This is a genomic window from Escherichia sp. 93.0816, from assembly GCF_013368855.2.
Taxonomy (GTDB): domain Bacteria; phylum Pseudomonadota; class Gammaproteobacteria; order Enterobacterales; family Enterobacteriaceae; genus Escherichia; species Escherichia ruysiae.
The window spans coordinates 185,003-198,315 of the sequence record NZ_JABWNC020000007.1 but is presented as its reverse complement, the minus strand read 5'-3'; the positions used below and the strand labels follow the sequence as shown (position 1 = coordinate 198,315).

The window sequence follows — 13,313 nt, the reverse complement described above, 5'->3', positions numbered from 1 at the left end:
TGATGGTGATACCACGAGCTTTTTCTTCCGGCGCGTTATCGATCTGGTCGAATGCACGAGCAGCACCGCCGTAGGTTTTAGCCAGTACGGTGGTGATTGCAGCGGTCAGAGTAGTTTTACCGTGGTCAACGTGGCCGATAGTACCAACGTTAACGTGCGGTTTTGTACGTTCAAATTTTTCTTTAGACACGGCTATATTCCTTACTATAGTGCTCTCCCCTTCAGGAGAGAGCACGGGACTTTGGTATTAACCCTGAGGCTTATTTACCACGGGCTTCAATTACGGCCTGAGCAACGTTACTCGGCGCTTCATCATACTTCAGGAATTCCATAGTGTATGATGCGCGACCTTTGGTCAGAGAACGCAGCTGAGTTGCATATCCGAACATTTCAGACAGCGGTACTTCAGCGTGGATCTTAACGCCAGTAACTTCAGATTCCTGACCTTTGAGCATACCACGACGACGGCTCAAGTCACCGATAACGTCACCGGTGTTCTCTTCCGGAGTTTCTACTTCAACCTTCATGATCGGCTCAAGCAGAACTGGTTTCGCTTTCTTAAAGCCTTCTTTAAAGGCGATAGAAGCAGCCAGTTTAAACGCCAGTTCAGAGGAGTCAACGTCATGGTAAGAACCGAAGTGCAGACGAATACCCATGTCTACTACCGGGTAGCCTGCCAGCGGGCCTGCTTTCAGCTGTTCCTGGATACCTTTATCAACGGCCGGGATGTATTCGCCAGGGATTACACCACCTTTAATGTCGTTGATGAACTCGTAGCCTTTCGGGTTAGAACCCGGCTCCAGCGGGTACATGTCGATAACAACATGACCATACTGACCACGACCACCAGACTGTTTCGCGTGTTTACCTTCAACATCGGTAACTTTCTGACGGATAGTTTCACGGTAAGCAACCTGCGGTTTACCTACGTTCGCTTCAACGTTGAATTCACGCTTCATACGGTCAACGATGATGTCGAGGTGCAGCTCGCCCATACCCGCGATAATGGTCTGGTTAGATTCTTCGTCAGTCCATACACGGAAAGACGGGTCTTCTTTAGCCAGACGACCCAGAGCCAGACCCATTTTTTCCTGGTCAGCTTTGGTTTTCGGTTCAACTGCGATGGAGATTACCGGCTCAGGGAATTCCATACGTTCCAGAATGATCGGCGCATCCGGGTCACACAGGGTGTCACCAGTGGTTACGTCTTTCAGACCGATTGCAGCAGCGATGTCGCCCGCGCGAACTTCTTTGATCTCTTCACGTTTGTTAGCGTGCATCTGAACGATACGACCGAAACGCTCACGTGCAGCTTTCACGGAGTTCAGTACGGTATCACCAGAGTTAACCACACCGGAGTAAACACGGAAGAAGGTCAGGTTACCAACAAACGGGTCGGTAGCGATTTTGAACGCCAGTGCAGAGAACGGCTCGTCATCACTTGCGTGACGCTCAGCCGGAGTGTCTTTACCGTCGTCCAGGATACCGTTGATCGCAGGTACGTCAACCGGGGATGGCAGGTAATCAATTACCGCATCCAGCATCGCCTGAACACCTTTGTTCTTAAACGCAGAACCACAGGTTACCAGGATGATTTCGTTGTTCAGAACGCGCTGACGCAGAGCACCTTTGATTTCTGCTTCAGTCAGTTCTTCACCACCCAGGTATTTCTCCATCAGCTCTTCAGAAGCTTCAGCTGCGGATTCGATCAGGTTCTGGTGCCATTCGTTAGCCAGTTCAACCATGTCTGCCGGGATATCTTCGTATTCGAAGGTTACGCCCTGGTCAGCGTCGTTCCAGTTGATAGCTTTCATTTTCACCAGGTCAACAACACCGGTGAAATGTTCTTCAGCACCAATCGCCAGCTGCAGCGGAACCGGGTTCGCGCCCAGACGGGTTTTGATCTGGTTAACAACTTTCAGGAAGTTCGCACCCATGCGGTCCATTTTGTTAACGAACGCAATGCGCGGAACTTTATATTTGTTTGCCTGACGCCATACGGTTTCAGACTGCGGCTGAACACCACCAACTGCGCAGTAAACCATTACCGCACCATCGAGAACACGCATGGAACGTTCTACTTCGATTGTGAAGTCAACGTGCCCCGGGGTGTCGATGATGTTGATGCGATGCGGCTCATACTGCTTAGCCATACCAGACCAGAATGCAGTAGTCGCAGCGGAAGTGATAGTAATACCACGTTCCTGCTCCTGCTCCATCCAGTCCATGGTTGCAGCGCCGTCATGAACTTCACCGATTTTATGGTTTACACCGGTGTAGAACAGAATACGTTCGGTAGTAGTGGTTTTACCGGCGTCGATGTGCGCACTGATACCGATGTTACGGTAGCGTGCGATGGGTGTTGTACGAGCCATTTGTTTCCTCGTTTATCTTTTAGGCGTTCAATTTAAGTAGCCCAAAGCGGGCTGCTTACTGGAAGCGCCCGCCTGGTGACTAAAACTCCGAAGGGATTACCAACGGTAGTGTGCGAACGCCTTGTTGGCTTCGGCCATACGGTGAACGTCTTCACGTTTCTTAACTGCAGTACCTTTGTTTTCTGCAGCATCGGAAAGTTCGTTCGCCAGGCGCAGAGCCATGGATTTATCACCGCGTTTACGAGCAGCTTCAACGATCCAACGCATTGCCAGAGCATTACGACGAACCGGACGGACTTCAACTGGTACCTGATAAGTAGAACCACCAACGCGGCGAGACTTAACTTCGACAGTCGGGCGCACGTTTTCGAGAGCTACTTCGAATGCTTCCAGTTCAGATTTACCAGAACGCTGAGCCAGGGTCTCCAGCGCGCTGTATACGATAGATTCGGCAGTAGATTTTTTACCATCTACCATCAGGATATTTACAAATTTAGCCAGCAGTTCTGATCCGAACTTCGGATCCGGCAGAATTTTACGCTGACCAATGACGCGACGACGTGGCATGGAAATACTCCGTTGTTAATTCAGGATTGTCCAAAACTCTACGAGTTTAGTTTGACATTTAAGTTAAAACGTTTGGCCTTACTTAACGGAGAACCATTAAGCCTTAGGACGCTTCACGCCATACTTGGAACGAGCCTGCTTACGGTCTTTAACGCCGGAGCAGTCAAGCGCACCACGTACGGTGTGGTAACGAACACCCGGGAGGTCTTTAACACGACCGCCACGGATCAGGATCACGGAGTGTTCCTGCAGGTTGTGACCTTCACCACCGATGTAGGAAGTCACTTCGAAACCGTTAGTCAGACGAACACGGCATACTTTACGCAGTGCGGAGTTCGGTTTTTTTGGAGTGGTAGTATATACACGAGTACATACGCCACGTTTTTGCGGGCATGCTTCCAGCGCAGGCACGTTGCTTTTCGCAACTTTGCGAGCACGTGGTTTGCGTACCAGCTGGTTAACTGTTGCCATTAAATAGCTCCTGGTTTTAGCTTTTGCTTCGTAAACACGTAATAAAACGTCCTCACACAATATGAGGACGCCGAATTTTAGGGCGATGCCGAAAAGGTGTCAAGAAATATACAACGATCCTACCGTTACCAGGCGACCTGGCTGGTGTGCTTAACCGTAAGTCTGACGAAATCAGTATAGTCAATGGGAGTGATATCGTTCGAAATTCGACCAGCCAAACCACGAGCGATGAGGTCTTCGTTCAGGGCATAGACCTTAATGGGGGCATTACGCAAACTTTCAAGGTAGCGGTTACCATCAGCTGCGGCAGTGACGCCATCCTGCAATAACAGCAGTTCATCCCCATCGCTGAGCAGACGCAGCAGCGCAGGAAAATCCGTCAGCCAGGGTGAGCGATGTAATGTATGCAGCATGTACGCCTCAAAATCTCAAAATAACATCATAGTTGCCGAGTTCCCGACGCAATGCTTCTGCTTCGAGCGGAGTGACTTCTACAACAAAGGGTGTCTGCGGATCTAACCCACGTTCACGCAGTGAAGCCGCACAAACCCAGCACTGTTCAATGTCATACAGCCCCAGCAGTTTAAAGGTTGCGATATAATCACGCGCCAACACCACATCGGGCTTTTGCCCTGGCAGAAGCTGAAAAACGCCATCGGCAATAAAGAAGACGGCGAGCTCGTCAGTTAATGCAGAAGTCGCCAATAAAGCATCTAATCCTTCACGACCTGCAGCTGTACCATGAGGTGCAGTAGAAAAAACAAACGCAATTCGTTTCATCAGAACTGTACCACCCTGTCACAGGTCAGCGAGGCTTCAGCCAGAGCGCCAAGGCCACTTAAGGTAAAGCCCGGCTGGAGATTTGCAGATGCCAGACCGAGTCTTCCAGCTTCAGTTTCATCGACGATACCGCGACGCAATGCTGCCGCCACGCAAATATTCAGCGCCACGCCATGTTGTGTATTCAGTTGTTGCCAGCCGCGCACAAGGTCAAATTCATCACTTGCCGGAGAGGTCAATTGGTTAGCGTTATAGACCCCTTCCCGATAGAAAAAGACGCTGTTTAACTCATGGCCTTCTGCTATCAGCGCCTGCGCAAACTGAAAGGCACTACTCGCCTGTTGCGTACCGTATGCTGGCCCGGTCACCACGATGGCAAAACGCATTACTTATCTTGCCCCTGGAAATCGCCGCTCTTGAACTGGCGGATGTAGAGATAGACAGTGTGTTTGGAGATGTTCAGACGGTCAGCAACCTGGTTGATCGCGTCTTTAATATCGAAGATCCCTTTCTCGTAAAGATTCAGCACGATCTGGCGATTTTTAGCGTTATTGGCAACATTGCGATCGGCATTCACTTCTTCAATGGTGAACTCCAGCGTTTGGGTAACCAGATCTTCAACAGAAGACGCAAAGTTGACGCTTGAACCGACGTCCGGGGTTTCTGGCGGCACAAAGGTACTCATAATCTGCGAGAAGGGAACATCAAGATTCATATTGATGCACAGCAGACCAATTACACGCTGTTCGCGGTTACGAATGGCGATAGTCAGGGACTTCATTAATACACCGCTTTTGGCGCGAGTAAAATAGCATTTAGAAACGCTGCTATCCGCCCCCGTCATATCGTGCAGCATACGCAGCGCCAGATCGGTAATCGGCGAACCAATCTTCCGGCCTGTATGTTCACCGTTGGCAATACGAATGGCTGAACATTTTAAATCCTGCAAAGAGTGCAAAACGATTTCACAGTGGGAGCCAATGAGCATCGCTAACCCGTCCACCACCGCTTCGTAGGATTTCAGAATATCAAAATCGGTCTGGTCGAAAGGACGTTGATCCAGTAAATCCAACTCACTGGTTTCGTTGGTTAAAAGCGACCTGGACATGAAAAAAAACACTCCTTTTCAGGAGCCTGTCGTTAACTTTTCAGGGCAGGCTCATTAATGATGCGGGTAACTAAATTAATACAGCGAAGGTTCCGCTTTCCAGCACTAATTATATCCGGCCTGTAATAAAAAAAACCGCCGCCTGGTCAGGCGGCGGTTTTTAATGCTTATTTTTTAGCAGAATCTGCGGCTTTAGCATCGGCTTCTGGCTTCGCATCAGCCTTCGGCGCTGGTTTCACATCCAGCAACTCTACGTCAAATACCAGAGTAGAGTTTGGTGGGATCCCCGGAACGCCCGCTTTACCGTAAGCCAGCTCTGGTGGAATAACCAATTTGATCTTGCCACCTTTCTTGATGTTCTTCAGGCCTTCTGTCCAGCCAGGGATCACGCCGTCCAGACGGAAAGAGAGCGGTTCACCACGGGTGTAAGAGTTATCGAACTCTTTACCGTCGATCAGCGTACCCTTGTAGTTCACTACAACAGTATCGCTGTCTTTCGGTGCTTCGCCTTTACCGGCTTCTACTACCTGATAAACCAGGCCAGTCGAAGAGGTTTTCACACCTTTCTCTTTGGCAAATTTCTCGCGGTACTCTTTACCTTTAGCTTCGTTGTCAGCCGCGTCTTTTTCCATCTTCGCCTGAGCAGAAGACTTCACGCGAGCTTCAAATGCTTGCAGAGTCTGTTCGATCTCTTGATCGGAAAGTTTGCTCTTATCAGCAAACGCATCCTGGACACCAGCGATCAGCTGATCTTTATCCAGCTTAATGCCCAACTTTTCTTGTTCTTGCAGTGAATTTTCCATGTAACGACCCAGCGAAGCACCCAGTGCGTAAGCTGATTTCTGATCGTCATTTTTGAACGCTGCTTTGCTGTCAGCAGTTGTAGCAGGTTTCGCCGCTTCGGCAGCAAAAGTAATTGGTGTATGCAGGGCAACGGCCATTGTGGTCGCCAGCAGCGTTACTTTAAACAGTGATTTCATCCATATCTCCAGGATCGGGGCATCTCACCCCAGGGTTAACTATTATCAGAAAGGTACTATAAAGCGTTGTCGGATAAATCTACATACAGACACGCCCTATTATCATCTATTTTCAGACTCTTTTTGTTTAAATTAGTTTCGATGTCGCGAAATGAGTGCTGTCTCTGGCAGCAAAGTTAAGTAGAATCCGCAGCGATCATTCGACCAAAGAGGTGAACCATGCAGGATTTATCAATGGAAGCACGCCTGGCAGAGCTGGAGAGCCGACTGGCTTTTCAGGAAATCACCATTGAAGAACTGAACGTCACGGTGACCGCTCATGAAATGGAGATGGCAAAACTGCGCGATCATCTGCGTCTGCTGACCGAGAAGTTAAAAGCCAGCCAGCCGTCGAACATCGCATCGCAGGCTGAAGAAACGCCACCGCCGCATTATTAAGGCGAAAAAAAAGCGGGTAAGTCCCGCTTTTTTGATACCTTTACGGTATTAGTGGCAACCGCAACCGCCGTTACCTTTACCACCACAGCAGCCTTCGCCACCGTGTTCATGACCGTGATCGTGGCCATGACCACCGCAGCAACCGTCATGGTCGTGATCGTGGTGATGATCGTGCGCGCCATGAACGTGACCATGAGCCAGTTCTTCTTCGGTCGCTTCGCGAATCGCCACAACTTCAACGTTGAATTTCAGGTTCTGCCCCGCCAGCATGTGGTTACCATCAACCACGACGTGATCGTCTTCAACCGCAGTGATCTCAACCGGCACCGGGCCCTGGTCGGTTTCAGCCAGGAAACGCATACCTACCTGCAGTTCATCAACGCCCATAAATACGTCTTTAGGAACGCGCTGCACCAGGTTTTCGTCGTACTGACCGTAAGCGTCGTTCGCGCCAACAGCTACATCAAATTTGTCGCCAACTTCATGACCTTCCAGCGCCGTTTCCAGGCCAGAGATCAGGGAACCGTGACCATGCAGGTAGTCCAGCGGCGCACTCACCGGAGACTCATCAACCAACACACCGTCTTCTGTACGTACCTGATAGGCCAGGCTGACCACCAGGTCTTTTGCTACTTTCATGATATCTCCTGAGCATGGGAAGAATAGTGGCGCAGATTGTATCGGAATTCTGCTGCCGTGTACTCACTAGCTTAAAAAAACTCGGCGCATATCGCTAGTCCGGATGAAAAATCCCAATCACTTGCTCATCTTTGCGAACGTGATCGCGGGCTTCTTTATCGGCTTCACGCATCTGATGCCCACACTTAACACATTCAACAATATCAATATTATTTTCGCGCCACATCGCCATTGAGTCTTGCGCCTGACAGGCCGGGCATTTCGCGCCAGCAATAAAACGTTTTCGGATTGCCATCTTCACCCTCTACTCAAATTCATCCCAGCCATCCATTTGGCGTCGTTCTTGTTGCATTTCACGCTGGAAAATCTCTTCCAGTTCGCGTCGGGCTTCCCTGGCGCGAGAAATTTGTACGGTATCAGCGTGCATCGGGATGAGTTCCCGCAGCATTCGCATATCCAGGCGACGAAAATGCAGTTGTGCCCGCTGCGCCTGATGTGGATGCATACCTAGCGACACTAACGTCTTGCGCCCCAGCTCTAACGCACTGGAGAATGTTTCACGGGAAAACTGTGTCACCCCTGCTTGTAATAACTCATGTGCTTCGACACGTCCGCGCGCTCGCGCAAGAATATGCAAATGCGGGAAGTGCTGCTGGCATATTTCCACCAGCTTCATGGTGTCTTCAGGCTCGTTACAGGTGATGACGATAGACTCTGCGGCCTCTGCACCTGCGGAGCGCAACAGGTCAACCTGTGTGGCGTCGCCGTAATAAACTTTGTAGCCATATTTGCGCATCAGGTTAACGGCGCTGATATCCCGCTCCAGCACGGTAATGCGCATTTTATTCGCCATCAGTAAACGACCAATCACCTGACCAAAACGCCCAAAGCCCACGACAATGACCTGCGGTTTATCATCGTTGACCCACGGTTTTTCATCTTCTTCTTCCGTTCCGTTAAACTGGCGGGATAGCCATTTATCCACCAGCTTCATCAGCAACGGCGTGGTCATCATGGAAAGCGTCACCGTCACCAGCAACAGCGCCATCTGGTCGCCCTGGAATAAGCGTTGCGAAGAAGCGGTAGAAAAGAGGACAAAGGCAAACTCGCCGCCCTGACTCAACACGCCAGCAAACTGCATCCGCTCTGAGCTACGCACGCCATACAATCGCGCCAGCAGATACAACACGAGAATTTTCACCGCCACCAGCACAACCACGCTTATCACTACCCACAGCAGATGGGTATAAAGCACCCCGAGGTTAAGCGACATCCCGACGGAGATAAAAAATAGCCCGAGCAACAAGCCCTTAAACGGATCGATGGCCGTTTCCAGTTCATGGCGATATTCGCTTTCCGCCAGCAACACGCCCGCAATAAACGTACCGAGCGCCATCGACAGCCCCAGCGCATCCATAAACAACGCAGAACCCAGCACCAGCAGCAGCGTCGCGGCGGTGAACACTTCCCGCACGCCAGAAGCCGCAATAAAGCGGAATACCGGACGCAGCAAATAGCGCCCACCAATCAACATGCCGACAAATGCCAGCACCTTCATGCCGATCTTCATCCAGTCGAAATGTTCGTCTGCCGACCCCGCCAACAACGGCACTAACGCCAGTGCCGGGATCACCGCCAGATCCTGAAACAGCAGTACCGAGAAACCTAACTGGCCGGATTCGCTGCGATTCATCCCTTTCTCACGCATCAGTTGCAGTGCCATTGCGGTTGAGGACATCGCAAGGCCAATGCCACCGACCACCGCCGCCTGCCAGGCGAAATCCGTCAGCATCAATAATCCCGCCAGTAACGCCGCGCTTAGCAGCACCTGTGCCGCGCCTACGCCAAAAATCGAACGCCGCAGTTGCCAAAGCTTGGAAGGATTCAACTCAAGGCCGATGATAAACATCAGGAACACCACGCCGAGTTCCGAAAAGTGGAGGATCTCATCGACGTCGCTAATAAACCCCAGCCCCCACGGGCCAATTGCAATCCCTGCCAGCAAATATCCCAACACAGCGCCAATACCCAGCCGCGATGCCAGCGGCACCGCAGCCACCGCCGCGAAGAGAAACAGCACTCCTGCGAGTAAAAAATCGGAACCTTCCATCAGCGGCCTCCTGGAGACAGCGGATTTGCCAGCCAGTCACCGTAGGCTCTGGCGTGACTCGCCAGCTCCTGCGCGCTTTGCCGTCTCGCCCAGTAAATAATGATGGGACTTAACCAATGCATCCGGCACATGCCCGCCGCCAGTTCAAAGGGACGCAGAACATCGCTCATCGGGTAGCGATTCAATGCGTCATAACGGTAAGCACTTTCCGGCTCGCCGGTGGTAATCACGCTACGCCAGTACTTTCCCGCCAGTTGGTTTCCTCCCGGCCCGCTGGCAAAACCACGGCTTAATACCCGGTCCAGCCACTCTTTCAGTAGCGCCGGACAGCTATAGGTATAAAGAGGATGCTGAAAGACAATCACCTCGTGCTCGCGCAGTAATGCCTGCTCACGGGGGATATCAATAAAAAAGTCGGGATAGTGCGCGTAAAGATCGTGCACGGTAACATTGCTGAGCTGCGTGGCCGGTTTAAGCAGTACCCGGTTTGCCACCGAGTCCTGAGATTCCGGATGGGCATACAGCAGCAAAACTTTCGCTGGCTGAGACATCATCCCCCTCCCGGTATGGTTTTTGTGTATAGTCGCTGTTTTGGGCTACCATTGCGCCCGGTGCGGCAGCTCGCCCATACATTACATTATCATAATGATAAGTTAACATAGTCTGAACATACGGCGCCTTATGATTGTTTTTTCCTCGTTACAAATTCGTCGCGGCGTGCGCGTCCTGCTGGATAATGCCACCGCCACCATCAACCCCGGCCAGAAAGTGGGTCTTGTGGGTAAAAACGGCTGCGGTAAATCTACCCTGCTGGCACTGCTGAAAAATGAAATCAGCGCCGACGGCGGCAGCTACACCTTTCCTGGTAACTGGCAACTGGCGTGGGTGAATCAGGAAACACCGGCGCTACCGCAACCTGCGCTGGAATATGTCATTGATGGCGACCGCGAATATCGCCAACTGGAAGCACAGTTGCATGACGCCAACGAACGTAACGACGGGCACGCCATCGCCACCATTCATGGCAAGCTGGATGCTATCGACGCGTGGAGTATTCGTTCCCGCGCCGCCAGCCTGCTGCACGGCCTCGGTTTCAGCAACGAACAACTGGAGCGCCCGGTGAGTGATTTCTCCGGTGGCTGGCGTATGCGTCTTAACCTCGCTCAGGCGCTGATTTGCCGTTCAGACTTGCTGCTGCTCGACGAACCGACTAACCACCTCGATCTTGATGCGGTTATCTGGCTGGAAAAATGGCTGAAGAGCTATCAGGGCACGCTGATCCTGATCTCCCACGACCGTGACTTCCTCGATCCGATCGTCGATAAAATTATTCATATCGAACAACAAAGCATGTTCGAGTACACCGGCAACTACAGCTCATTTGAAGTGCAGCGCGCTACCCGTCTGGCGCAGCAACAGGCGATGTATGAAAGCCAGCAGGAGCGCGTAGCGCATCTGCAAAGTTATATCGACCGTTTCCGTGCCAAAGCGACTAAAGCGAAGCAGGCCCAGAGCCGCATTAAGATGCTGGAGCGTATGGAGCTGATTGCCCCCGCGCACGTCGACAACCCGTTCCGTTTTAGCTTCCGCGCACCGGAAAGCCTGCCTAATCCGTTGTTGAAGATGGAAAAAGTCAGTGCGGGCTATGGCGATCGCATTATTCTCGACTCGATAAAACTTAACCTGGTGCCAGGTTCGCGCATAGGTCTGCTAGGCCGAAACGGCGCGGGTAAATCGACATTAATCAAACTGTTAGCCGGTGAACTTGCGCCAGTCAGCGGTGAAATTGGCCTGGCGAAAGGGATCAAGCTCGGCTACTTCGCCCAGCATCAACTGGAATACCTGCGCGCCGACGAATCGCCTATTCAACATCTGGCACGTTTAGCACCGCAGGAACTAGAGCAAAAACTGCGTGACTACCTCGGCGGCTTTGGTTTCCAGGGCGATAAAGTGACGGAAGAAACGCGCCGCTTCTCCGGTGGGGAAAAAGCGCGCCTGGTGCTGTCTTTAATCGTCTGGCAGCGTCCGAATCTGCTGCTACTCGACGAACCGACTAACCACCTTGACCTCGACATGCGCCAGGCACTAACCGAAGCGTTGATCGAGTTTGAAGGCGCGCTGGTTGTCGTTTCGCACGACCGCCATTTACTGCGTTCCACTACTGACGATCTTTATCTGGTTCACGATCGTAAAGTCGAACCGTTCGACGGCGACCTGGAAGATTATCAACAGTGGTTAAGCGACGTACAAAAGCAGGAAAACCAGACCGACGAAACACCCAAAGAGAACGCTAACAGCGCCCAGGCACGTAAAGATCAGAAGCGTCGGGAAGCGGAGCTGCGTGCGCAAACCCAGCCGCTGCGTAAAGAAATCGCCCGTCTGGAAAAAGAGATGGAGAAGTTGAACGCACAGCTGGCGCAGGCGGAAGAGAAACTCGGCGATAGCGAACTGTACGACCAGAGCCGTAAAGCAGAACTGACCGCCTGCCTGCAACAACAAGCCAGCGCCAAATCAGGGCTGGAAGAGTGCGAAATGGCGTGGCTGGAAGCCCAGGAGCAACTGGAACAGATGCTGCTGGAAGGCCAAAGCAACTGATGGCGCAGATAACGACGACCGATGCCAATGAATTCAGCAGCAGTGCTGAATTCACCCCTATGCGCGGTTTCAGCAATTGTCATCTCCAAACCATGCTGCCGCGTCTGTTTCGTCGTCAGGTGAAATTCACCCCGCACTGGCAGCGGCTGGAGTTGCCCGACGGTGATTTTGTCGATCTCGCGTGGAGTGAAGATCCCGCACAGGCGCAGCATAAACCGCGTCTGGTGGTCTTCCACGGTCTCGAAGGCAGCCTCAATAGCCCTTATGCGCATGGTCTGATCGAGGCAGCGCAAAAGCGCGGTTGGCTGGGCGTAGTGATGCATTTTCGCGGATGCAGCGGTGAACCAAACCGGATGCACCGCATTTATCACTCTGGCGAAACGGAAGACGCCAGTTGGTTTTTACGCTGGCTGCAACGCGAGTTTGGTCACGCGCCAACGGCTGCCGTCGGCTATTCGCTCGGCGGTAATATGCTGGCCTGTTTGCTGGCAAAAGAGGGCAATGAGCTCCCGATTGATGCGGCGGTGATTGTCTCTGCGCCGTTTATGCTGGAAGCCTGTAGTTACCATATGGAAAAGGGCTTTTCCCGCGTTTATCAGCGTTACTTACTGAACCTGTTAAAAGCCAATGCTGCGCGCAAACTGGCGGCCTACCCCGGAACGCTGCCGATTAATCTCGCACAGTTGAAATCGGTACGTCGAATCCGCGAATTTGACGATCTAATCACCGCCAGAATTCACGGCTACGCTGACGCTATCGACTATTATCGTCAGTGTAGCGCCATGCCGATGCTGAACCGGATCGCCAAACCGACGCTGATTATTCACGCCAAAGACGATCCGTTTATGGATCATCAGGTGATCCCGAAACCGGAAAGTCTCCCCCCGCAGGTGGAGTATCAACTGACTGAACATGGCGGTCATGTTGGCTTTATTGGCGGTACATTACTTCATCCGCAAATGTGGCTGGAGTCACGCATTCCTGACTGGTTAACAACGTATCTGGAGGCGAAATCATGTTGATTCCGTGGCAAGACCTCTCCCCCGAAACGCTGGAAAATTTAATTGAAAGCTTTGTGTTACGTGAAGGCACCGATTATGGTGAACATGAGCGTACACTTGAACAGAAAGTCGCCGACGTCAAACGCCAGCTACAGTGCGGAGAAGCGGTGCTGGTATGGTCGGAACTGCACGAAACGGTCAATATCATGCCGCGCAGTCAGTTTCGCGAATAACCTGCAACCGTCGGCG

Annotated in this window: 17 protein-coding genes; 4 read left to right on the top strand and 13 right to left on the bottom strand. The window is 51.9% G+C overall.

What is annotated here, in order from left to right; genetic code table 11:
- The 9 genes from HEM79_RS10825 to fkpA form a co-directional block, all read right to left on the bottom strand.
- Positions 1-190, bottom strand: a 190-nt coding sequence (locus HEM79_RS10825) for a GTP-binding protein (protein WP_021498352.1), incomplete at its 3' end; no start/stop codon positions are given.
- Positions 191-260: 70 nt separating this feature from the next.
- Positions 261-2,375 (bottom strand): elongation factor G, encoded by a 2,115-nt coding sequence (fusA, locus tag HEM79_RS10820; protein WP_000124700.1) that lies wholly within the window; start codon positions 2,373-2,375, stop codon positions 261-263.
- A 96-nt stretch (positions 2,376-2,471) separates the two neighbouring features.
- Positions 2,472-2,942, bottom strand: a complete 471-nt coding sequence (rpsG, locus tag HEM79_RS10815) for a 30S ribosomal protein S7 (protein WP_001138043.1) — start codon at positions 2,940-2,942, stop codon at positions 2,472-2,474.
- Between the two features lie 96 nt (positions 2,943-3,038).
- Positions 3,039-3,413, bottom strand: coding sequence for a 30S ribosomal protein S12 (gene rpsL / locus HEM79_RS10810; protein WP_000246815.1), 375 nt, complete (start codon positions 3,411-3,413; stop codon positions 3,039-3,041).
- 125 nt (positions 3,414-3,538) lie between these two features.
- Positions 3,539-3,826, bottom strand: a complete 288-nt coding sequence (tusB, locus tag HEM79_RS10805) for a sulfurtransferase complex subunit TusB (RefSeq protein WP_021550099.1) — start codon at positions 3,824-3,826, stop codon at positions 3,539-3,541.
- Positions 3,827-3,833: 7 nt separating this feature from the next.
- Positions 3,834-4,193: a sulfurtransferase complex subunit TusC gene (gene tusC / locus HEM79_RS10800; protein WP_000820726.1), complete on the bottom strand. Its 360-nt coding sequence runs from the start codon at positions 4,191-4,193 to the stop codon at positions 3,834-3,836.
- Complete coding sequence (gene tusD, locus HEM79_RS10795; RefSeq protein ID WP_001209682.1) at positions 4,193-4,579, bottom strand: sulfurtransferase complex subunit TusD; 387 nt, start codon at positions 4,577-4,579, stop codon at positions 4,193-4,195. The genes tusC and tusD overlap by 1 nt, the downstream gene beginning before the upstream one ends.
- The gene (locus HEM79_RS10790) at positions 4,579-5,301 is read right to left on the bottom strand and encodes a helix-turn-helix transcriptional regulator (RefSeq protein WP_010357572.1); all 723 of its coding nucleotides are present in this window, start codon (positions 5,299-5,301) and stop codon (positions 4,579-4,581) included. The genes tusD and HEM79_RS10790 overlap by 1 nt, the downstream gene beginning before the upstream one ends.
- A gap of 167 nt (positions 5,302-5,468) precedes the next feature.
- The gene (gene fkpA / locus HEM79_RS10785; protein WP_000838278.1) at positions 5,469-6,281 is read right to left on the bottom strand and encodes an FKBP-type peptidyl-prolyl cis-trans isomerase; all 813 of its coding nucleotides are present in this window, start codon (positions 6,279-6,281) and stop codon (positions 5,469-5,471) included.
- Positions 6,282-6,500: 219 nt separating this feature from the next.
- Between fkpA and HEM79_RS10780 the strand changes: the two genes are divergently transcribed.
- Positions 6,501-6,719 (top strand): protein SlyX, encoded by a 219-nt coding sequence (locus HEM79_RS10780; RefSeq protein WP_001153620.1) that lies wholly within the window; start codon positions 6,501-6,503, stop codon positions 6,717-6,719.
- Positions 6,720-6,767: 48 nt separating this feature from the next.
- Here the strand turns inward: HEM79_RS10780 and slyD are convergent, their stop codons facing one another.
- The 4 genes from slyD to kefG form a co-directional block, all read right to left on the bottom strand.
- The gene (gene slyD / locus HEM79_RS10775) at positions 6,768-7,358 is read right to left on the bottom strand and encodes a peptidylprolyl isomerase (RefSeq protein WP_000861334.1); all 591 of its coding nucleotides are present in this window, start codon (positions 7,356-7,358) and stop codon (positions 6,768-6,770) included.
- A 94-nt stretch (positions 7,359-7,452) separates the two neighbouring features.
- Entirely contained in the window at positions 7,453-7,653 is a 201-nt protein-coding gene (locus HEM79_RS10770; protein WP_001007730.1) for a YheV family putative zinc ribbon protein, read from the bottom strand.
- 9 nt (positions 7,654-7,662) lie between these two features.
- The gene (gene kefB / locus HEM79_RS10765) at positions 7,663-9,468 is read right to left on the bottom strand and encodes a glutathione-regulated potassium-efflux system protein KefB (RefSeq protein WP_000399133.1); all 1,806 of its coding nucleotides are present in this window, start codon (positions 9,466-9,468) and stop codon (positions 7,663-7,665) included.
- The gene (gene kefG, locus HEM79_RS10760; protein WP_001297514.1) at positions 9,468-10,019 is read right to left on the bottom strand and encodes a glutathione-regulated potassium-efflux system ancillary protein KefG; all 552 of its coding nucleotides are present in this window, start codon (positions 10,017-10,019) and stop codon (positions 9,468-9,470) included. The genes kefB and kefG overlap by 1 nt, the downstream gene beginning before the upstream one ends.
- Positions 10,020-10,149: 130 nt before the next feature.
- Here kefG and HEM79_RS10755 point away from each other — a divergent pair, with 130 nt between their 5' ends.
- The 3 genes from HEM79_RS10755 to HEM79_RS10745 are packed head-to-tail and all read left to right on the top strand — an operon-like array spanning position 10,150 to position 13,297.
- Positions 10,150-12,063: an ABC transporter ATP-binding protein gene (locus HEM79_RS10755; protein WP_176241408.1), complete on the top strand. Its 1,914-nt coding sequence runs from the start codon at positions 10,150-10,152 to the stop codon at positions 12,061-12,063.
- On the top strand, positions 12,063-13,085 hold the full coding sequence (locus HEM79_RS10750; RefSeq protein ID WP_176241407.1) for a hydrolase: 1,023 nt from the start codon (positions 12,063-12,065) through the stop codon (positions 13,083-13,085). Before HEM79_RS10755 ends, HEM79_RS10750 begins: the two co-directional genes overlap by 1 nt.
- Positions 13,079-13,297 carry a YheU family protein gene (locus HEM79_RS10745; protein WP_000907085.1) on the top strand — a complete coding sequence of 73 codons (219 nt, stop codon included), beginning with the start codon at positions 13,079-13,081 and terminating at the stop codon, positions 13,295-13,297. Before HEM79_RS10750 ends, HEM79_RS10745 begins: the two co-directional genes overlap by 7 nt.
- Positions 13,298-13,313: the final 16 nt, after the last annotated feature.